Source organism: Ruegeria sp. AA3 (genome assembly GCF_056542905.1).
This window is the reverse complement of record NZ_JBQGAQ010000006.1, coordinates 259,897-281,343: the sequence shown is the minus strand read 5'-3', so window position 1 is coordinate 281,343 and position 21,447 is coordinate 259,897. Positions and strand designations below refer to the sequence as shown.

Genomic DNA, 21,447 nt, shown 5'->3' with positions numbered 1-21,447 from the left:
ATCAGGCCAGCATGGTTTGCAGGCCATCAGAGGAATTTGCCATTTCGCTGGGCGTGAGGTCATTGCCGTTTGGAGCGATGTCGCCTTGGTGTCCGGGCATCCCCGCCTCTGCCATAATCGCGGCAATGGCTTCGTTAGTCATTTCCGAGACTTCCTCATTGGTCGGCATGTCAATCAGGCTCGCCTGATGCAGCAGCAGGTCCGAAAATGCACCGTCCTGCGCCATCACGACTGAATCCACGCCAGCCTTGGTGATGTTCGCCGCGTTCAACATCGCATTACTGCCAGCTATTACTTGAGTCTCATCAGCGTGTTGGCCATGCAGGTGAACGTCATCCTGATCAGCGAGGACCGTCGATTGTTCGGTCACATTGACCTGAACCAGAGAACCATCCACTTTGAGTACCCGCATCTGTTCCATGCCGGCGAACATCGGATCGTTCATCAGCGCTTCTTCCAGCGCGGCCATGTTCTCTTCACCAAAGGCCATTGCTTCGGCCATTGAACTATGCATCTCCTGATGCGTGTCTTCGCCTTCTTTCTTCAGAGAAACCTCGTTCATGACCAGGTTCTCATCCGATCCTTCGACGGGCCCAGGCAGTCCACCCGTAACCACATCGTCATCCATCAACACATGGGTCTGGATGAACGCATCGACCGTAATCATGTCGCCTTCAATCATGATCAGATCATAATAGCTGCCAAGTTGGAGGATATTTGTGACATCCACCATCTCATTGTCGCCCAGTGCATAGAGCGTCGTCGTCGCGTTGATCTCGGTATCAATGTGATCGATATCTGTCGCATCAATGTTCTGCTTCACAAAATTAGCGACGATCAGGTCAGTGGTGATCCAATCAACATGTATGAATGCCGGAGCGTCGTCGTCACTTGAACCCTGTTTCAGCCAAGGTGCGGAATTACCTTCGACCTCGATTGTCGAAGAGTGCACCACGTTGGTGCCCGAGTCACCATTCGTGCCTCTGTCCGTGTCCGATACAACAGCAACTTGGCTGATCATGGCCAACTCGATCGATTTTCCACCCACGGCGATGTAGGGCGCGTCGACCCACGCTACAGTTGCGTTCACTTCGTTGATCGCAAGATTGCCGCCTGCAATCACCGTGTGGCCATCGGCAAATTCGGAATCCTCATCCTGATCCCATTCCGCAGGCATCGCATCAGGCGTTTCATCCTCTTCCTCTTCGTCGGGCCTGTGATGCTCGGGCAAAAGGTCATCCCAAACCGGGGCTTCGTCCACATACTCACCATTGACGATTACACCCATCGCGTCTTCGCCGTGGAACTGATAAACAACTGCGCCTTCAACTTCGATATTGATCGGTGCGAGCATCTCTGCGGCCAATGTCTCCACATATTCGATAGACAGATAGTCGGAGATCGAGAATGAAGGCACAGCAAACCCATGCATCGAGGCCGCAACCTGCGCTGCTGCTTCTGCCTGGGCGATAAGTTGGTCGACGTCGCGAAAATCCCCTTCGCCAACGACATCATTGTCGCGTAGAAAAATGTTCTGGAATGTATAGGTTACTGCCGAGCCGATAAGTTCGGTCACAATTTCAAGCTTCTGTTCGATTATGAACGTTGCGCCAATGCCGGTGGTCGTCTCAGGCAACGGTGGACCGTCAGTGAGTGGTGGCTCTAGTGTGATGGCCGTTTGAATGTCCGGTCCCTCAACCAGTGGTGGAAGTTCAGGAGTGGCCGGGGGGGTGTTGAACCCATAGGGTAGCGGGCCAAATTTGCCCGGGTCTAATTCAAGATCTGCTTTGACCCGGATTTTTGCGGGCTCTTCCAGTTCGTCGAGTTCCGCCTTGCGTCTGACGGCGGTGAACTCTTCGTACTGATCCCTCAGCCGGGCTTTTTCAATCGTGAGATCAAAAGTTCCAATAAAGTGTGCAATCTTTTCGGTAACACTATCGAATGACATTTCGATGATCCCTTACCCCCTTACCGGCATAAATTTCCGGTTCGGGATTTACTGGGCCAAGGCCACATCGTGTGGCCCCGGCGATTTCATTTAACGGGGGCCGAGAATGCGGCCCCCGAAAGGTTGGTCTTACACGTCGGTGTCGTCGCTTGCGTAGGACGATGTCATCGAACCACCAACCATGGTCGTATCGACCGAGTTACCAAGCACGTTGGCACCCATGACGATCGATTGGTTGAAGGCCGATGTATCGACTACTGCAGCTGCTGATGCGTAGGACTCACCGTTGACGATACCATCGCCACCGTTGTTCGAGCCCCACATTCCGCCGTCACCACCAGCACCACCGGCACCTGAATATGCGCCGGAAGCTTCGCCACCGGTGTTCATCGCACCCGTGGTTGCACCGCCAGTCGACGAGCCCATGACGTCACCACTGGTTCCGCCATTCGACGCCGCTGCACCGCCTGCACCACCGGCGCCGGACGTTGCGGTACCGGTTGCGTCACCCGAAGCCGACGAGTCTGCATCATTGTCAGATGACGCGTCACCACCGTATCCGGCAATCGCTTCGGCAAGGCTTTCTGCATAACCGTCATTGGCTGCATCGGACCACGCTTCGGAATCGCCACCGTTTCCGGCTTCGTTGGTTGCGTCAGCAGAACCTGCGCCGCTTGCCGCCGAGCTTGACTCGGGGTTGGCTGTTCCGCCTGCACCACCAGTACCTTCGGCGGTTGCCATACCATCACCGCTGGCGTCCGCAGATCCATTGGTTGTGTTGGTTCCACCGTTACCACCGGAACCATCAACGTCCTGATCGTTATCGGCCGAGCCGTCGATGTCACCGGGTGACTGCGTGATTACCGGACCAGCGGCATCTTGGTCACCAACGCCTTGCGCTGCCGCATCTGTGTCTACGTAACCGCCACCTGCGCCCCCGGTTCCTGTACCACCAGTACCCGTACCACCAGTACCTGTACCACCAGTACCCGTACCACCGGTACCCGTACCGCCAGTACCCGTACCACCGGTACCAGCACCACCAGTACCACCGTCACCGCCGGTACCGTTCGAGTTACCAGCTGCAGCTTCTTCTTCACCGTCTGGATCTTCCTCTTCGACAAGGAGTACCGGGAATGGGAAGGCTTCTTCTACAGAGCCCGAATCTCCACCGGTACCGTCACCACCGTTGGCGTCGCCACCAGTGCCGGAACCGCCTGTGCCTTCGCCACCAGAGCCTTCGCCACCAGAACCTTCACCACCTGAGCCTTCACCACCTGATCCTTCGCCGCCAGAACCGCTACCGCCATCGGCATCGTTCAGGCCAAGTGCACCCGCACCCGCCAGACCCAGACCGATATTACCACCAGAGGAAGATTCGTTAGCTTCGTTGGTTCCTTCGCTGGAGTTGTCAGCCGAACCGTCATTTTCAGCGTCACCATCTCCACCATCAGCATCTCCGGCTGACGAGTCATTGCCTGCTAGGCCGAGACCGGCAGCTAGCGCGCCTGAGGCGTTATCACCACCATCTGCATCGCCATCAGCGTTCGATCCGGACAGAGCTAGGCCAAGACCAAGACCAAACGATTCAGCGTCACCACCGTCGCCACCGGTCGAGTCGCTGTCTGCGCTTGCTTCACCGTAGTTATCCGCATTGGACTCGCTATCGGCGTCACCGCCATCGCCACCGGTGCTGTCACCGCTGGAGTGCGCACCGGAAAGACCAAGACCAAGGCTTGCGTTATAGGCATCACCCGAAGATGCGCCATCACCACCAGACGCCGAACTATCAGCGTTTCCAGAATGACCACCGAGTGCAAACGAATGGCTGCCGCTGGTGTCGCCATCGGCATCACCTCCATAGCTCTCTCCGCCATCACCCGAGTCGCCACCATCGTTATTTACGTCGATACCGTCTTCCGCGTAGGCCTCACCTCCATGAGCGTTGCCACTTTGGCTAAAGTCACCTGAATTTGATACCGATGCGTTACCCAGTGAGTCGTTATCCTCTAGGCTCGCGTACTGGCTGTTGATGGATGCGAAGTCGTTTCCTGGGCCATCTTGTGAGATATCAATGTTGATATCATCACCGGGATCATAATCCAGGTCGTCGCCTGCGGTGATTACGTCGCCTACATCGCCATCAATATCTTCGATATCGACATCTACTTTGTCGTCATCGCGCGGAATCCACTCGCCACCACCGAAGTCGATGTTCACTTCGTTGTGGTTCGAGTTGTCATTGTCGTTGTTGTCTTCTCCACCGTTGGTGTTTTGCTGGTTCTGATTTTGGTTTTGGCGCTGATCCTGATCGTTGTCATTATCATTTCTTGAGCGTTGTGATTGATCTTGGTCCTGTGAGTCAGAATTGTTCGCAGAATTATCAACATCTTGCTCTTGTTGCTGTTGTTGAGCGTTGATGTCCGCTTCGATATTTGCTTCATCTACCGCGATATCAGTATCAAAATCGGCGTCCAGATCGTCGATTTGGACTTCATCAACTGTTGTTACGGTTGTCGTTTGATTAGGCTGGCGTCTCATAATAAATTCCACTTTTACGGAAGCACCCGACCGCCATTCATCTACAAAGCGGTTACTGGCGCGGTTAAAACAAACGTCGCGCACAGAGCGTCAAACTGGACACTCGCGCGGCAGTGATCGTCTTCTGTTTGGTTTGCCCCCCTTTCTCGGCTTAGCCGATTCCGTGACCATGGGGGTCTCGCCAAAATACGCGAATCCATGGGCACGTCAGGTTCAAGTGCGCTTTACAAATCAAAGCACCATCATGGTTGCAGTCATGAGCGGGCATGCATAGCTGGTCGAAAGCATTAGCTTCTTTAACTGCTTATTATTAATGCGCTTTATTGGAAAAATTGTCCCTTCCATCGCCAAATCGAAGGGGAAACAATCTCGGCAGATCGAACATCATTATTAATGAAGCCATTTCATCAGGTTAGGCAATCTGGAATGAAATTGAACCTAATCAAAGGTTCTAAATATGCGGCTCCTAAGTACTGCCTCTGGTTGCTGAAACCCGTACTTTCAGGTATGATGAAACGTAATTTGAATAAAAAATTTTCTCACGTCGCTTAACCCTGTGCCCGCATTTTTTGGCTTCAGAAGGTGACGTTTTTACTAGTGGGGGAAGATCAGTGAGTTATTCCTTACAAGACGATGCCCGTAGTCAGATCGAATATCCCGAAGAGCTTTCGATAATATTTATCGGCAAAGAACTGTTCTATTCGGACCAAACCCTAAGAAGTGTTCAAACTGAATTCGGTGTTCGTGCAGAGCGTTTTAATCACCTGGAAGACGTGCTGGCCAAAAGTAGTGTCGCGAGTTCCGCCGAACGAATAATCGTGGTGGATCAGATGATGCTGGATGAGCTGCTGGCGCGACCCGCCGATTATGCAAAAGTTGCAGAAAACGGCTGCCTTGCCTTCGCCTATCGCAAGAAAAGCCCCGCTCGGATTTTGTTCGAACACTGGGACCGCACGAGTTTTGGCAACATCGGATATCTGCCGATGAACGTTGCTCCGGATGTGTGGCGCGCGATATTGCGGCTTCTCATGCATGAGGAACTACACCTACCTTGTTTTCTGGCCGACAGTATGGCGGCATCGCCAGGCGCAGCGGACGTACCAATCGAAAAACAGCCTGCGACCAGAACTCGGTCACCCGACAAACTACTGCAATACGCAAAGCTTACACGCCGGGAAAAACAAGTTTTGAGGCTTGTTTCCAAAGGCCAAAGCAACAAAACGATTGCGACCAGGCTGGGCATTACTGAACATACAGTCAAACTGCATATGCATAATGTTTCGGGCAAAATCGATGTGAGCAACCGGACCGAGGCCGCTCATTTCTATTTCGAGGTCGCGCCGAACGAAGCGCGTAGCGCAGCCGTTGGATGAGGCTTTCGAAACCCGATTTGACCGGCTCATCCTGCTGGTGGGTCGCCTCAATTACATGTGGACAAATACCGAAAGCCTTCTGATCCACCTCATTGCTGGGCTAACCGAGGCCAACAAAGATGTAGCAGTGATCATTTTCCTGACTTTGAACACGACGCGAGCCCGCATCGATCTGGTCGAGCGTCTTGCGAAGATGGAAGGTCGCGCACCTGAAATCCGTGATCCGATCCTTGAACACACCCAGCGATTGTCTCGCTTGTCCTCCATCCGGAATAAGTACAACCACTGCATTTACTCCTTTGATCAGGAAAGCGGAAATCCCAAGACCATCCTGATGAGAATCGCTGATCGCAAAACTGATATTAAATTAGGGCGGGAAGATACGGTGGATGACAAAGCGATGAAAGAAATCGAGGATGTCGTCTCTCAGCTTTCGGACGCGAACAAAGACATCTGGAAACTGATATCCCGGCTGGGTTTCCCGGTCTGAAGCTCAGCTGGTGCGGGCGGTGGGACTCGAACCCACACGGCGCTAAGGCCTTCGGATTTTAAGTCCGATATGTCTACCATTCCATCACGCCCGCATATCACCTGAGCGATAAATTCAAACCACACTGATGATCTAGGCAATCTCTTACAAGCAACCAAAACGATTGAAAAGATACTCAATGGATTGATCCATAAATTCGAATGTCGGTGCGATCAAAATTCAGGACCGGACGTGTCAAGGAAACGCTTTACTTGACAGGGTTCGGGCAATTCGTTCACGTCTGCGCATTAACCGGTCAGGGAGCGAAGAATGAAGATAATCAGCAACCCGTTTCGAAACGGATCCAAGCTTGCAGATCAGGCCCCCTACCCGTCAGTCGAAACCGTTCGACTGGGGCGGCACCGTTCGTTCTGCCCGGATTTTGAGCCAACGCCCTTGGTTGATGCATCAGCGATTGCACCGGTCGCAAGCCTCTGGGTCAAAGATGAACGGCCCCGCATGAGTCTGGGATCGTTCAAGGCTCTGGGCGCTGCTTATGTTATTGCCTGTCAGGCGAACGAGGCTTCGGACAAACCAGGCAACGACACCCTCAAAGGGCGTACATATGTCACGGCAAGCGCGGGCAATCACGGGATGAGTATGGCCGCCGGTGCTCGTGTCTTCGGGGCCGATGCGGTGGTTTACATCGCGGAAACCGTTCCCGAGAGCTTTGCCGAACGTCTGCGCGCGCAAAACGCACAGGTGGTTCGGGCCGGTGCGGACTACGCAGCAAGCATGGAGGCCGCCAACCTTGCCGCGCAAGAAAATGGATGGACCCTGCTCTCGGATAGTTCTTGGGACGGGTACACCGAACTCCCACATCTTTTGATGGAAGGGTATCTACAAATGGCTGTCGAAGCAGCCGAGCAATGCCCCGAAGCGCCCACCCATATTCTGCTGCAGGCCGGTGTCGGAGGCATGGCTGGCGCTGTCGCCGCCTATGCACGCGTGGTTTGGGGTGACGAACCACAGATCATTGTTGTGGAGCCGACGTCCGCCCCTGCGCTTCAGTCCAGCATCGAGGCCGGGCACTGCGTTTTTGCAGATGGGCCAGACAGCATCATGGGTCGGTTGGATTGCAAAGAACCGTCGCTTATTGCGTTGAATGGGCTTGCGCGGGATGCTGATGCATTTCTGACCATCAGCGACACTGACGTAGCAGCCCTATTGCCTGTCATGGCAGAGGCAGGGTTGGAAACCAGTGCCTCGGGAGGCGCTGGAATTGCTGCTGTCTTGAACGACGCCAGCCGCACCGGTTTGGAAATTGGCCCTGATGCCAAGGTGCTATGCATGTTGACCGAGCAGCCGGCATGACTGGATTCGCTCCGGCAGAGTTCGAGGCTCGGGTTGCGCGCGCTCAAACGCGGATGCAGCGGTTAGGTCTTGCAGCCCTTTTGCTGACAACGGAGCCCGAACTACGATACTTCACCGGCTATCTCACTCGGTTCTGGGAAAGCCCGACCCGACCCTGGTTTCTGATTGTACCGGCCTCCGGCAAACCGGTTGCAGTAATTCCCTCCATTGGTGCCGCGCTCATGGCGCAGACTTGGATTGATGACATTCGCACCTGGAGCGCACCCGACCTAATAGATGACGGGGTATCCTTGTTGGCGGATACGCTGAGCGAATTGACGGCCGAGGGCGATGAAATCGGCTGCCCCGATGGGCATGAGACACATCTGCGCATGCCTCTGGCCGATTTAAGACGCCTTCAATCAGCTATAGGAACGCGCAAAATTGTCGGGGACCATGGCATCCTAAGGGGGCTGCGCATGGTGAAATCTGATGCCGAAGTCGCCAAGATCCGAGCTGCCTGTCAAATCAGCGCGCGCGCGTTTGCACGGGTGCCGGAAATTGCCTCGGCCGGCACACCGCTGGATCAGGTTTTTCGACGTTTTCAGATGCTTTGCCTTGAGGAAGGCGCGGACTGGGTCCCCTATCTGGCCGGCGGTGCCGAACAAGGCGGGTACATAGACGTGATCTCCCCTGCCAGTCAAACGCCACTTAGGTCGGGTGATGTTCTGATGCTGGATACAGGCCTCGTACGCGATGGATATTTCTGTGATTATGATCGCAACTGGTCGGTCGGTCCGGCAAGCGCGCCGGTTCGTGCGGCGCATTCGCGGCTGATCGAAGCATCGGACGCCGCCTTTGAACAAGCTCGTCCCGGTGCCACCGCGTCGCAATTGTTTCACACCATGAATACAATCTTGACTGACGGAGGTGTTGGTACGGATGCTGGTCGACTGGGCCACGGGTTGGGGATGTCACTGACTGAATGGCCCTCGCTTATCCCTGATGACCATACAGAATTGAAGGCCGGGATGGTGTTAACTCTGGAGCCAGGCATCGCCGTGAACGACAAGATCCTCGTTCATGAAGAAAACATCCTGATCACCGATGGCGCGCCTGAATTCCTAAGCCCGCGTATAGGACCGGAGATCCCTGAGCTATGAGCACCCTGCCATATATCCTAGATGCGGATGATCCCTCAGCGGTGCCAATGGGCCTGATCGTGCTACAGACGGATGAGACAATCGAGTCTGAGTTTCGTGCAATTTTCGCCAATGACAAAAGCCCGCTCTATGTCAGCCGCATACCTAGTGGGAATGAGGTTAACACTGATACTCTGGCGCAGATGGAAACCGACCTGCCAGCAGCGGCCGATTTGCTGCCCAAGGCACGGCGTTATCTGGTTGTGGGATATGGCTGTACGTCCGCCAGCTCAGTCATCGGATCGGATCAGGTTGAAAAAATGGTCAAGCAGACCTGTGATGTTCAAACGGTAACGAATCCTTTGCGCGCCGCGACAGCTTGCGCCGAGGATCGAGGGGTATCGAAGTTTGCGCTGCTCTCCCCGTACATCGAAGAAGTGAACACCCCGCTGCGTCGCACATTTGCGGATCAGGGAATCACGATGGATGTGTTCGGCACTTTTGGCGAGGCAGAAGAGGCCAAAGTGGTGCGTATATCAACCGAATCTGTGGTTGAAGCCGCAATCCGTCTGGGCTCTGATTCAGCCGTCGATGCGGTGTTCTTGAGCTGTACGAACCTGCGAACCCTTGCTGCGATTCCCCGGATCGAAAAGGTGATCCGCAAACCGGTTCTTTCAAGCAATCAAAGCTTAGCCTGGCATATGAAGAAGCTGAACATGTCGCAAAACTAGGCAAAAGCGGCGTTATCAGTAATCCATTTGCTTTACGGGCTTGCGACCATTTGTTAGCCTCGGGTTTAATACACGAGAAGATCAATGAAATCCGGACCAACCGGATAGTCAATTGACGCAACAGGGGGTCTTGTGACCGACACAAATAGCGACGCTGCGTTTGTCGAATTTCAACGCGTGCAAAAGTCTTATGACGGCGAGAATCTCGTCGTTAAAGATCTCAACCTGGCACTGCCAAAGGGCGAATTCCTGACTATGCTCGGGCCGTCCGGTTCAGGCAAAACAACCTGCTTGATGATGCTTGCCGGATTCGAAACCGCCACACATGGCGAAATTCTTCTGGATGGGAAACCTATCAACAACATTCCGCCGCACAAACGCGGTATCGGGATGGTGTTCCAGAACTATGCTTTGTTTCCGCACATGACCGTAGCCGAGAACCTCTCGTTCCCGCTTGAGGTTCGCAAGCTTGGCAAGTCTGAGCGTGAAGAGAAAGTTAAACGGGCTCTGGATATGGTCCAGATGGGCGCCTTTGGCGGCCGCCGTCCAGCGCAGCTTTCTGGTGGTCAGCAACAGCGGATCGCCCTGGCCCGAGCACTGGTGTTCGAGCCCGAATTGGTTCTGATGGATGAACCGCTGGGTGCGCTCGACAAGCAACTGCGTGAGCATATGCAGTTCGAAATTACCCGTCTGGCGCATGAGTTGGGTATCACAACCGTTTACGTAACCCATGACCAGACCGAGGCCCTGACCATGTCCGACCGCGTGGCGGTATTCGACGATGGCCGCATTCAACAGCTGGCGCCACCGGATCAACTATACGAAGAGCCTGAAAACAGTTTCGTTGCGCAATTTATCGGTGAAAACAATACGCTAGAAGGCGTTGTTAAATCGATAGACGGTGACACTTGTCTTGTGCAGTTGGATGACGGATCGGAAATCGATGCGGTTCCGATCAACGTGCATAATCCGGGTGAACGGACCAAGGTTTCGATTCGGCCCGAACGTGTGGAATTCAACAAAGACCGACTGCATGCAGACGCACATACGCTAAAGGCCACAGTCAAAGAGTTCATCTATATGGGTGACGTGTTCCGCTTCCGCATGTCGGTGGCCGGGAATGACGAGTTCATCGTCAAGACGCGCAACGCCCCCGATGCCGTTCGCCTGCAGCCCGGTCAAGAGATCGATATCGGCTGGTTGGCCAAGGATTGTCGTGCGCTCGACGCATAGACCAAACCGCGCGGCACAAGCGCGGTTTCACCGAGGGACCGGCTGGCGAAAACCCGTGCGTCAGCTGACACTATGATAAACGGGAAGTACTGGGAGTAACACATGAAACCAACCAAAACACTGCTGACCGCAGCAGCGCTGGCGACAGCGGCTGGCGGGGTGTCTGCTGAAGAGATGACAATCGTTTCTTGGGGCGGAGCCTATTCCAAATCGCAGCTGAAGGCTTATCACGAGCCCTATTCGGAAAAAACCGGCGTCACCATCCTGAACGATGACAGTTCAGCCGAAGCGGTTGCCAAACTGCGCGCGATGAACGAAGCGGGCAACATCACCTGGGACGTGGTTGACGTGGTTGCGGCGGACGCGATCCGTCTATGCGACGAAGGTCTGGCGATGGAAATCGACCCTGACACCATGCTGGCCCCGGCACCCGATGGCACCTCGGCTGCGGACGACTTCGGCGACCTGCTTGTCAGCGACTGCTTTATTCCTCAGATCGTTTATTCGACCACGTTCGGCTATCGTACCGATCTGGTAGGGGACAACCCGCCCAGCGATATCTGCGCTGTTTTCGATCTTGAAAACTACCCGGGCAAGCGTTCGCTAGAAAAGCGTCCGATCAACAACATGGAATGGGCCCTGCTCTGCGATGGCGTCGCCAAGGATGACGTCTATGACGTGCTAGCAACTCCGGAAGGTCAGGAGCAAGCGCTGGCCAAGTTGGGCACTATCAAGGACAACGTAGTCTGGTGGTCTGCCGGCGCGGATACACCGCAGTTGCTGGCTGATGGCGAAGTCGTCATGGGTTCAACCTATAACGGTCGCCTGTTCAGCGTGATCGAAGAGCAGAAGCAGCCCGTAGCGATGCTGTGGGACGCACAAGTGTTCGATCTGGACGGCTGGATCATTCCGGCTGGCCTAAGCGATGAGCGTAAGCAGCGCGCGCTGGACTACATCATGTTCGCGACCGACACTCAGCGTCTGGCAGATCAGGCCAAGTACATCTCGTACGGTCCGGCCCGTGCTTCGTCGGCACCGCTGGTGGGTCAGCACGCCGAACTGGGCATCGACATGGCACCGCATATGCCAACCGATCCAGAAAACGCGAAGAACACGTTCCTGTATAACTACGAGTTCTGGGCGGACTACCGCGACGACATCGACGCCAAATTCCAGGCGTGGTTGGCGCAATAAGCGGCTAATTTCCTGACACAGTCGGGGGCGGTGCGCCGCCCCCGGACCAAAGAAAACCCAAGGGGCACCGATGACTGACGCTAGCCAAAACGCCGGACCTATGCTGGCAGCGGACGGAACACCGCTCAAGCAATCGCTTGCACGTTCTTTGCGGCGGCAAAAGCTGCGCGCTTTGATGCTGGTGGCCCCTTTGCTGCTGTTTGTTTTGTTCTCGTTCATCGTGCCGATCGCTTCGATGCTGTTCCGTTCGGTTGAAAATAGCATCGTGCAGGAAACGCTGCCTCTTACGGTTGAGGCACTGAAGAACTGGGATGAGACCAGCGGCGAACTGCCGGACGAGGCAGTATATGATGCGTTCGTCCGAGACATGGTCGTGGCCGTAGACAACAAGACACATACCCGATTGGGCTCGCGTTTGAACTACGAAGAGACAGGCATGTCTTCGATGTTCCGCCGCTCAGGCCGGAAGCTAGGCAAGATGGACCCCGAAACCGATGGCCCATTCAAGGACCAGGTGATTGAGGTTCATGACGGTTGGGGCGAACCGCAGACCTGGGCGGTGATCAAGACGCACTCTCCTGCTGTCACCAACGGTTATTTCCTCAACGCGGTCGACATGCGCCGCACGCCTGAAGGGGCGCAGTCTCAACCCGAAGACAAGCAAATCCTGATCAAGCTGTTCGGCAGAACACTTTTCATGTCGCTGGTGATTACCGGAGCCTGTATCCTGCTGGCATACCCAGTTAGCTATTTGCTGGCGACACTTCCGATGCGGGTTTCGAACCTGCTGATGATCCTTGTCCTGCTCCCCTTTTGGACTTCGCTGCTGGTACGGACATCAGCCTGGAAGGTGATGCTGCAGCAACAAGGCGTGATCAACGAAACGTTGGTCTGGCTTGGGCTGGTGGCTGATGACGCGCGACTAGTGATCATCAACAACCAATTCGGCACAATAATTGCGATGACGCATATCCTGCTGCCGTTCATGATCCTGCCAATGTATTCGGTGATGCAGACCATTCCGCCCTATTATACCCGTGCTGCAAAATCCATGGGCGCAACCAACTGGACGACCTTCTGGCGCATCTATTTCCCGCAATCCATTCCGGGCATCGGCGCGGGCTCGATCCTCGTGTTCATTCTGGCGATTGGCTACTATATCACACCCGAAATCGTCGGCGGCACCAAAGGTGTCTTCATTTCGAACCGGATCGCTTACCACATCTCGTCCTCGCTGAACTGGGGATTGGCAGCGGCATTGGGGACGATCCTTCTGGCGGTCGTTATGCTGCTCTACTGGTGCTACGACAAGATCGTCGGCATTGATAACGTGAAACTGGGATAATCGACATGGCCGCACTTACTCCGATATCCCGCAAACCACTTTCTATGGTCCTACCCAGCGTCGCGCTGGCTGGAGCCTTCGCCGGTATCTTTGTCGGCGCGGGCAATGGGTCGATACTGCTCGGCATAATAGGTGGGGCTGCTCTGATCGCAGCCGTGGCCTGGATCTACATCACTGTCCTCAAGAATGAGAAATTGGCCCGCTGGATTAACATTCTGGGCTTTGGCATTATCGGTTTTCTGTTCTCTGGCGCGATGGGTGGCGTTCTTGGCCTGCTGGGCGGATGGTTCTTCGTCTGGTTTATCTATTGGCTGTACGAAGGCCGTTATCGTCAGAAATTGTTGCCGTACCTGACGCCGAAACAAGTGTTCTATCACTACCTGTTCCGGGTGATCTGCGGTGCGATCTTTGTCTTCCTGATCACCCCGATTCTCGTGGTGCTGCCGCTGTCGTTCAACGCGCAGGACTTCTTTACCTTCACGCCCGAGATGCTGCGTCTGGACCCTGAAGGGTATTCGCTGAAGCATTATCGCGACTTCTTTACCAACAATGAATGGCAGCGCAGCTTCAAGAACTCGCTGATCATCGCCCCGATTGCGACAATCATCTCGGTTTCGTTAGGTACGTTGGCAGCCATCGGCCTCAGCCAGAGCCATGTTCCCGGCCGGCGCGCCATTATGGGCATTCTAATCTCACCCATGATCGTGCCACTGATCATCTCGGCCACCGGCATGTTCTTCTTTTACAGCGATATCGGTCGCTTCATGGAGGGCACGCTAGGCATGAACAAGAACTTCGTTGGCTATGTGAAAGTTATCCTTGCCCACGCCGTTCTGGGAATTCCATTCGTGATCATCACCGTGACCGCGACGCTGGTCGGTTTCGACCGCTCACTGACACGGGCGGCGGCGAATATGGGCGCGGGTCCGGTGCGGACGTTCTTCAAGATTCAAATGCCCTTGATCCTGCCGGGCGTGATCTCGGGCGGTTTGTTTGCCTTCATTACCTCGTTTGACGAGGTGGTTGTGGTGCTGTTCGTCGGCTCGGCCAGTCAGAAGACCCTGCCCTGGCAGATGTTCACCGGCCTGCGTGAACAGATCAGCCCGACAATTCTGGCGGTGGCGACAATCCTTGTTGTGATCTCGATCGCGCTGTTGACCACAGTTGAATTGCTGCGCCGCCGGTCCGAGCGTCTGCGGGGGCTTTCCCCGTCTTGACGCAGGCCAGCGCGTGATCTAACGATTCACCCGTTCATCCCAGCCGCGATGGCGTCGCGGACACACTGGGATGATCGGCTCTCGGAACCCGAGACCGCCTGTCCTGAACGCCGGGACAAGTGGCCGGGTTTGCCGCCCGGCAAAGATGAGAGACCTTGTGATGACAGACACAACAAAACGCCCCGAATTCTTCACTTGCCACAATGGCGACAAAGCCCCCCTTCCGTTCAGCAAGGGCGAATACGACCGCCGCCTTGGCAAACTGCGCGCCATCATGGCCAAACATGACATCCCCGCAGTCCTGCTGACATCGATGCAGAACATCGCCTATTATTCTGGCTTTCTATATTGTTCCTTTGGTCGCCCATACGGCTGCGTGGTGACGCAAGACGCCTGCACCACCGTCTCGGCCAATATCGATGCGGGCCAGCCGTGGCGGCGCTCGGTCGAAGACAATGTCATCTATACTGACTGGAAGCGTGACAATTACTGGCGCGCCGTGGCCAGCCTGATCGGCGGGGCCAAACGAATTGGGATTGAAGGCGACCACATGACTTTGGCGGCGCGCAATACGGCGCTGGACATGCTGGGTCAGCCGGAACTGATCGACATCGCACCTGACACAATGTTTGCCCGCATGGTGAAATCCGTAGAAGAGATCGAGTTGATCAAAGGCGGCTCACGTACCGCTGACGTCGGCGGGGCTGCCATCCATGCGGCCATCCGCGAAGGCGCAACCGAGATTGAAATCGCCATGGCCGGTCGCGATGCGATGGAAGAGGAAATCGCCCGCGCCTACCCCGACGCAGAATACCGCGACACATGGGTCTGGTTCCAGTCCGGCCTCAACACCGACGGTGCCCACAACCCAGTGACCAAACGCGCGCTGCAAAAGGGCGATATCCTGTCACTGAACACCTTCCCGATGATCTCGGGCTACTACACTGCGCTGGAGCGCACCTTGTTCCTCGGTGAACCCGATGCAGACAGCCTGCGCCTGTGGAAGGCCAATGTAGCCGCGCATGAGTTGGGCCTAAGCCTGATCAAACCTGGCGCGACATGCTCGGGCATCACCGCTGAGATCAACCGTTTCTTCGCAGATGAGGGTCTGCTGCAATACCGCTCGTTCGGGTACGGCCATTCCTTCGGCATCCTCAGCCATTACTACGGGCGCGAGGCCGGTCTGGAACTGCGCGAGGATATCGACACGGTGCTGGAGCCCGGCATGGTTGTCTCGATCGAACCGATGCTGTGGATCCCCGAAGGCCAGCCCGGCGCGGGTGGGTATCGTGAGCACGATATCCTCGTGGTCGGTGAGGACGGGGCCGAAAACATCACCGGTTTCCCCTACGGCCCCGGCCACAACATCATCGGCGCGTAAGGAAACAGGTGGGGTGCAATAGCAGCCCATTACCTAAAATAGCGCAGACAAACGACAAAAAGGCTCGGAGCGCATTGTTCGCTCCGAGCCGAACTTAAACAATGCTGCAATTTTCACGAACGCAGGTTCGATTTGACATGCAACAATTTTGTTGCATTATGCGGCATGAGCGTTCAATTCGACCCGCAGCTAAGCATTCTTTTCAGCGCCCTCGGTGACACAACGCGCTTGTTGATCCTTGATGAGTTGAGAAAACGAGAGCACCAGACGCTTTTCGAGCTCTGCGCAAGACTGTTCGAAGAGCATTCAGTCACAATATCCAGACAAGGCATCACAAGACATCTGAACACTTTGGAGCAGGCTGGTCTCATCGCCACGACCTGGCGAGGGCGCACCAAGATTCACACGCTTGTATCAGCGCCAATTTCGGATGCAATCAACCCCTGGGTGGAACTATATTCTCAAGGAGACACTAGATGAAAATGTATATGAAAAGCATCGCTGTTGATGATCAGTCCAAGGCTCTCGATTTCTACACCAACAAACTTGGGTTTGTTGTGAAGCATGATATTCCCCTCGGAGAATATCGTTGGCTGACATTGGTCTCCGACGACGATTCAGATGGGGTGGAGTTGGGCCTTGAACCGAATGCACATCCTGCTACGCGCGCCTATCAGGAAGCACTTATGGCTGACGGCATTCCCGTTTCAGCGTTCAGCGTTGAAGATATCGATGCAGAAGTTGCCAAACTGGAATCTAAAGGTGTCGAGTTCACACAACCTCCTGTGAAGGCTGGCGGTGCGACCATGGCTGTATTTGATGACACCTGCGGAAACCTTATCCAATTGGTTGAACTACATGTTTGAACGGCAAGCATAAGATATCCATCAATCCATGAATTGGGCATTTGTTGAGCCCGTATCATCGGTGGCAAAGCACAGCGCTGCGGACATTCAACATAGTTAGCTCCCGAAGAAGCCTTCGGGAGCTTCTGTTCGAAGCGGATTTATTAAGAGCAAGGCGTTTCGCCCGAACATGCACCACGAAATGCAAAGGGCGAAGTGACAAGCCGTATCTTCTATCGCTGTGCGCGTTCGTGAAAGATGAAACCAAGAAAATTCAGCAACAACTGCGCCGCCAGAATCTGGGTGCTTTCGGTGGGATCATAGGCAGGCGCGACTTCGACCAAATCGATGCCAACAACATTTCCGCGCTTGGCCAGTCCCTGCAGAATCTCCAGCACGTCATAATATAGAAATCCGCCGTGGCTGGGCGTGCCGGTGCCTGAGGCTATCGAAGGGCAAAACGCATCGATATCGATCGTCACATAATACCGCGCCCCTTCTGGAATGCGTGCTAACACGGCCTCGGTTCCCAGGTTACGTACCTGCCTTACCGACAAGATGTCCGAACCACGTGCACGGGCGTCCTCGTACCCTTCCTTCGCGGTGGAGGATACATTGCGAATACCAAGCTGCGTCATGCCCGAAACATAATCTTTCTCAATCGCGCGCCGCATCGGGTTACCGTGTCCGGCGATAACGCCGTGACGTTCATCCACGAAATCCAAGTGGGCATCGATCTGAACCACATGTATTGGCCCATTCTGTGCACAATCCTGGGCAAAGGCGTTGATGCATGGGATGTTGATCGAATGATCGCCGCCAATGGTCACGGGCATAGCCTTCGCCTGCAGGATTTTACCTACGCCATAAGCGATATTTGCATGGCTCTCTTCGGTCTTGGTGTGGATAATATCTGCGTCCCCAAGATCAACCATCCGCACCGCGCTATCCAAATAGGTCGCATCGTCCTCGTGGTCATAAGCGCCGGCATGACCAAAACTGAACAGGGTCGAGGCCTCGCGCACGGCCCGCGGACCAAACCGCGCGCCGGGCCGCCACTGGGTCCCGAAGTCGAACGGCGCCCCCAATATCGCAACATCTGCATCGATAGCATTCCAATCCGCGACGTATGGTGATTTTGCGAAGGTAGAAATACCAACAAACGGTAGATTCAATCTGCCAGATTCATAGCCATGATCCTGCATGGGGTGTTTTCCTTTTTGTATTTCCCGGCAACAGTTATCGAAAAAAATCCGATACCCAGAGCTTTGTCGAGCATCATGTGCAGAGAAACGCACGATGTCGAGCCAACGAAACCTGCCAACATCCAAATTACGTTTCGGGGGTTCATAATAATAAGTCACTACGAATATCAGGTCGCGGCACGTAAGAAATAAATAGCTTCATAGTACCAACAACCGACCTCTTTAACTCGGGATGTTACGAAGGCCTCACGCGGGTGTTTCGTGTATGTGAAGAGGTTTGCAGGCAGAATGGGCGCGAACGAAACCGGAGGATGCCATGTCGATCTCTCGCCGAGGCTTTGCGGGACTTCTTAGCGCTGGGATGGTCTTGCCCACAACGCTGTGGGCACAGGAAGACCCTGTATATGAGGCCGTGCGTTCAACCGTGTTTGGAGATAATGCGGAATTCGAAGCCGGTATGGAGTTTCTGACCGAGAGAGATGACCCCGATGTTGTCCCAGCGCTTTTGACTTCGATGCGGTTCAGCGGACGTCGCGTACGCGACATCGCCAAAGTCATGGAAGCTTTGACCGGAGAAAACCACGGCACGGATTGGTTCGAATGGATGCTATGGCAGGAACGGAACGCACAGATTGTTCCCCATCCGTCACTCGCGCCCTTCAAACGCGAAGTTTTATTGGGGATTGATCAGAATTTTGACCTGTTTCTGCGACCTGAGTATCTGAAACGCGACAAAATGAAGATCCGACTGGAAGAGATTTCCTGGGGCGGCGTGGTCAAGGATGGCATCCCGTCACTGGATAATCCCAAACTGATTTCAGCAGCGCAGGCAGATTATCTGAAAGACGATGATTTGGTCTTTGGCGTTTCGATCAACGGAGACGAGCGCGCTTATCCTCTGCGGATCATGGGCTGGCATGAGATGTTCAATGATGTAATCGGCGGCGTTCCGGTTGCGCTGGCTTACTGTACACTTTGCGGTTCCGGAATCTTGTTTGAAACGCAGGTTGCAGGGCGACGGAAACCCTTTATCTTTGGTTCATCCGGTTTCCTTTATCGTTCAAACAAGTTGATGTTCGATCGTGAAACGCACTCGCTCTGGAACCAGTATACCGGCAAACCTGTTGTAGGCCCGCTGACAGAAAGTGGGATCGAGCTTAGGCAGCGCCCGGTGGTGATTACACGTTGGGATAGCTGGAAAGCCTCACATCCCAATACCCGGGTTCTGTCGCTGAACACTGGTTATCGACGCAACTATGGATCCGGTGTCGTGTATCGTGACTATTTTGCCTCGCCTGATCTGATGTTCCCTGCGCTGGTCGATCAATCCAAGCATCGACAAAAAGACTATGTGTTTGCCGTTCGCCAATTTGGCGCAGCGCGGGCCTGGCCTCTGGATGCGTTTAAGGGCAAACCGGTCATCAATGATGCCATCGGCGGTCGGAACCTGATGCTGATGGGCGATCCAGACAAACGCAGCGTGCGCGCGTACGAACGTGGTCCGCATCAGTTCCGTGCAACACCAAACGGCGGGCTGCTCGACGAAGCAGGGACCAAATGGACCGTCACCGAAGAGGCGCTGGTCTCCCCGAATGGTACGCAATTGCCGCGGGTGGCCGGGCATATTTCCTACTGGTTTGCCTGGGATAACTATCTGGGTGATGCTGCCAGCGTTTATGACGGCTGATCAAGAGTGTTCTTCGGCCGCTGTCGCGGCCAGTGCGCGGTTATACGCCTTGAGTGCGTCGACGTGATAGAGCGCTCCGACGGGATCCTCACACCCCTTTTCGTCGACTATGACAACCGGGATACAGGGGATGTCGTCGCGATCAAAATAGGGCATGGCAGCCTCGAGCGTGGCACTGGCCTTGACGCAAAGCCCTTGTTCGATCAGCGCCTGCGCTTCTTCTTTCGTTATTGAGCGGGTGCCACCAAGCGGTCGCATCACGCTGCCCGCCCGCAGCATGGCCAGCAAATAGGCCTGAGGCCCGGCGGCCAGATGCACATTGCGACGTTCCAGCTGTGTCAGGAAGAACGACCGGTCCACCAGACGCGAGGCCAGCGCTGTGGACATCGAGACCGAAACCATCACGGCGAGGCCGATCTGCCAATCTCCGGTCAATTCAAAGACGATAAGCGTTGTCGAGATCGGAGCACCCAAAACCGCCGCAGCAACGGCACCCATCCCGGCAAAGGCATAAAGCGTATGAGTTCCCGATACGTCGGGTAGCAGGCCGGTGGCGATCAGACCAAAAGCCAACCCGGTAAGCGCCCCAATCATCAGTGAAGGGGAAAAGACTCCCCCCCCCATGCGCCCACCCATGGTGACGGCAACTGCAACTGTTTTCACAACAGCCAGCACGATTGCCGCTGTTAGCACTATGTCACCCGTCAGGGCGCGTATTGTCGTTTCATAACCCACGCCGATGATATGGGGGAACCAGATCGCCAATAGACCCAGCATCGCACCAGACACTGCCGGGCGCAGCCAGCCTGGTAGCGATAATCGATTTTGGATGTGTGTGCCGATATCTTCAGCAAAAAAAATCGAGCGCATCAGCAGCAAAGATACCAACCCACAGATCAGTCCGAGGATCAGAAAGGCAGGCAATTCGACATAAAACTGCAGCGAACCGGGCGTGTCCAATGTAAACTCGGTCACGTCGCCATATGCCAGACGGTTAATCACTGTACCTGCGACCGATGCGATAACGATAGGGGCAAAGGCATGCACGGCGAAATGGCGCAGCACAACTTCAAGCGCGAACAGCGCTCCTGCAATTGGGGCATTAAAGCTGGCTGAGACAGCGGCAGCCACTGCACAGCCTAAAAGATCACGCCCCGTGATCCCATCTGCACGAATGCGGTCGCTGACCCAGGTCGAAATAACCCCTGCCATATGCACGACTGGCCCCTCTCGGCCCGTCGAGCCACCCGAGCTTAGCGTGATCAACGAGGCAATGAATGATGCGATACCGGCCTTTTTCTCTACGCGCCCATCAGTTATGGCTGATCCCTCAATCACATCCGCGACTGAACGTACCCGTCCATCATCTGTAAATCGGTTTAATAGAACCCCGACAACCAATCCGCCTATGACGGGTGTGATGAATATCCAGAACCAGTGCAGTTTCTCAGCATGGCTATGAAGGAAAAGAATGTTGTCAGTGCTATAGAGATAGGCTTGCAGCGACGCGATGGACATCCGGAACCCCAGCGCCATGAAACCAGCAGCGATCCCGATGATCAGCGCGATAAACCAGAATTGTATCTGGCTGGGACCACGATGGAGCATCACGCGCCAAGCATCCTTCAGGGCCGACAGCGCCTGATTGAATTGATTACGCAGCACAGTGCGGGTGGACTGGGTCATTGGCCCTCATGGGGATCGCGTAAGAATGGTCGCTGACCTTTAGTAAGCGACGTGGAGCGCAGAGAAAAGTCGGTTCACGGTGGTTTGTTTACAGGCG

At 54.9% G+C, this 21,447-nt stretch carries 17 protein-coding genes and 1 tRNA gene; 13 read left to right on the top strand and 5 right to left on the bottom strand.

Annotated elements, in window-relative coordinates; all coding sequences use genetic code 11:
* Position 1 precedes the first annotated feature (1 nt).
* Together ACR0JR_RS13135 and ACR0JR_RS13130 are read right to left on the bottom strand one after the other, a co-directional pair.
* Positions 2–1,948 (bottom strand): type I secretion protein, encoded by a 1,947-nt coding sequence (locus ACR0JR_RS13135; RefSeq protein WP_480456522.1) that lies wholly within the window; start codon positions 1,946–1,948, stop codon positions 2–4.
* Positions 1,949–2,077: 129 nt separating this feature from the next.
* Positions 2,078–4,489 (bottom strand): hypothetical protein, encoded by a 2,412-nt coding sequence (locus ACR0JR_RS13130; protein WP_480456521.1) that lies wholly within the window; start codon positions 4,487–4,489, stop codon positions 2,078–2,080.
* A 611-nt stretch (positions 4,490–5,100) separates the two neighbouring features.
* Between ACR0JR_RS13130 and ACR0JR_RS13125 the strand changes: the two genes are divergently transcribed.
* Both ACR0JR_RS13125 and ACR0JR_RS13120 read left to right on the top strand, forming a co-directional pair.
* Complete coding sequence (locus ACR0JR_RS13125) at positions 5,101–5,862, top strand: helix-turn-helix transcriptional regulator (RefSeq protein ID WP_480456520.1); 762 nt, start codon at positions 5,101–5,103, stop codon at positions 5,860–5,862.
* 37 nt (positions 5,863–5,899) lie between these two features.
* Positions 5,900–6,352, top strand: a complete 453-nt coding sequence (locus tag ACR0JR_RS13120) for a hypothetical protein (RefSeq protein WP_238528824.1) — start codon at positions 5,900–5,902, stop codon at positions 6,350–6,352.
* An 8-nt stretch (positions 6,353–6,360) separates the two neighbouring features.
* Here the strand turns inward: ACR0JR_RS13120 and ACR0JR_RS13115 are convergent.
* Positions 6,361–6,446 (bottom strand) — tRNA-Leu (locus tag ACR0JR_RS13115).
* A 215-nt stretch (positions 6,447–6,661) separates the two neighbouring features.
* Here ACR0JR_RS13115 and ACR0JR_RS13110 point away from each other — a divergent pair.
* The 10 genes from ACR0JR_RS13110 (at position 6,662) to ACR0JR_RS13065 (ending at position 16,793) form a co-directional block, all read left to right on the top strand.
* A complete protein-coding gene (locus tag ACR0JR_RS13110; protein ID WP_480456518.1) occupies positions 6,662–7,705 on the top strand; it encodes a pyridoxal-phosphate dependent enzyme in 1,044 nt (347 codons plus the stop codon).
* The gene (locus tag ACR0JR_RS13105) at positions 7,702–8,847 is read left to right on the top strand and encodes a M24 family metallopeptidase (RefSeq protein ID WP_480456516.1); all 1,146 of its coding nucleotides are present in this window, start codon (positions 7,702–7,704) and stop codon (positions 8,845–8,847) included. The genes ACR0JR_RS13110 and ACR0JR_RS13105 overlap by 4 nt, the downstream gene beginning before the upstream one ends.
* Positions 8,844–9,557: a maleate cis-trans isomerase family protein gene (locus tag ACR0JR_RS13100; RefSeq protein ID WP_480456515.1), complete on the top strand. Its 714-nt coding sequence runs from the start codon at positions 8,844–8,846 to the stop codon at positions 9,555–9,557. Before ACR0JR_RS13105 ends, ACR0JR_RS13100 begins: the two co-directional genes overlap by 4 nt.
* A 132-nt stretch (positions 9,558–9,689) precedes the next feature.
* Entirely contained in the window at positions 9,690–10,790 is a 1,101-nt protein-coding gene (locus ACR0JR_RS13095; RefSeq protein WP_010442565.1) for an ABC transporter ATP-binding protein, read from the top strand.
* 102 nt (positions 10,791–10,892) lie between these two features.
* The gene (locus ACR0JR_RS13090) at positions 10,893–11,984 is read left to right on the top strand and encodes an extracellular solute-binding protein (RefSeq protein WP_170476914.1); all 1,092 of its coding nucleotides are present in this window, start codon (positions 10,893–10,895) and stop codon (positions 11,982–11,984) included.
* A gap of 70 nt (positions 11,985–12,054) precedes the next feature.
* Positions 12,055–13,329, top strand: coding sequence for an ABC transporter permease (locus ACR0JR_RS13085; protein ID WP_170476917.1), 1,275 nt, complete (start codon positions 12,055–12,057; stop codon positions 13,327–13,329).
* A gap of 5 nt (positions 13,330–13,334) precedes the next feature.
* Positions 13,335–14,546 (top strand): ABC transporter permease, encoded by a 1,212-nt coding sequence (locus ACR0JR_RS13080; protein ID WP_010442568.1) that lies wholly within the window; start codon positions 13,335–13,337, stop codon positions 14,544–14,546.
* Between the two features lie 160 nt (positions 14,547–14,706).
* The gene (locus tag ACR0JR_RS13075) at positions 14,707–15,927 is read left to right on the top strand and encodes an aminopeptidase P family protein (RefSeq protein ID WP_480456514.1); all 1,221 of its coding nucleotides are present in this window, start codon (positions 14,707–14,709) and stop codon (positions 15,925–15,927) included.
* 165 nt (positions 15,928–16,092) lie between these two features.
* Positions 16,093–16,407, top strand: coding sequence for an ArsR/SmtB family transcription factor (locus tag ACR0JR_RS13070; RefSeq protein ID WP_170543638.1), 315 nt, complete (start codon positions 16,093–16,095; stop codon positions 16,405–16,407).
* Positions 16,404–16,793, top strand: coding sequence for a VOC family protein (locus ACR0JR_RS13065; RefSeq protein ID WP_170476921.1), 390 nt, complete (start codon positions 16,404–16,406; stop codon positions 16,791–16,793). Before ACR0JR_RS13070 ends, ACR0JR_RS13065 begins: the two co-directional genes overlap by 4 nt.
* Positions 16,794–17,005: 212 nt before the next feature.
* On the opposite strand, the gene speB is transcribed toward ACR0JR_RS13065, so the two are convergent.
* Positions 17,006–17,977 (bottom strand): agmatinase, encoded by a 972-nt coding sequence (speB, locus tag ACR0JR_RS13060; RefSeq protein WP_480456513.1) that lies wholly within the window; start codon positions 17,975–17,977, stop codon positions 17,006–17,008.
* Between the two features lie 316 nt (positions 17,978–18,293).
* Between speB and ACR0JR_RS13055 the strand changes: the two genes are divergently transcribed.
* Positions 18,294–19,664 (top strand): DUF3179 domain-containing protein, encoded by a 1,371-nt coding sequence (locus ACR0JR_RS13055; protein WP_480456512.1) that lies wholly within the window; start codon positions 18,294–18,296, stop codon positions 19,662–19,664.
* On the opposite strand, the gene ACR0JR_RS13050 is transcribed toward ACR0JR_RS13055, so the two are convergent.
* Positions 19,665–21,350 (bottom strand): chloride channel protein, encoded by a 1,686-nt coding sequence (locus ACR0JR_RS13050; protein ID WP_480456511.1) that lies wholly within the window; start codon positions 21,348–21,350, stop codon positions 19,665–19,667.
* Positions 21,351–21,447 lie beyond the last annotated feature (97 nt).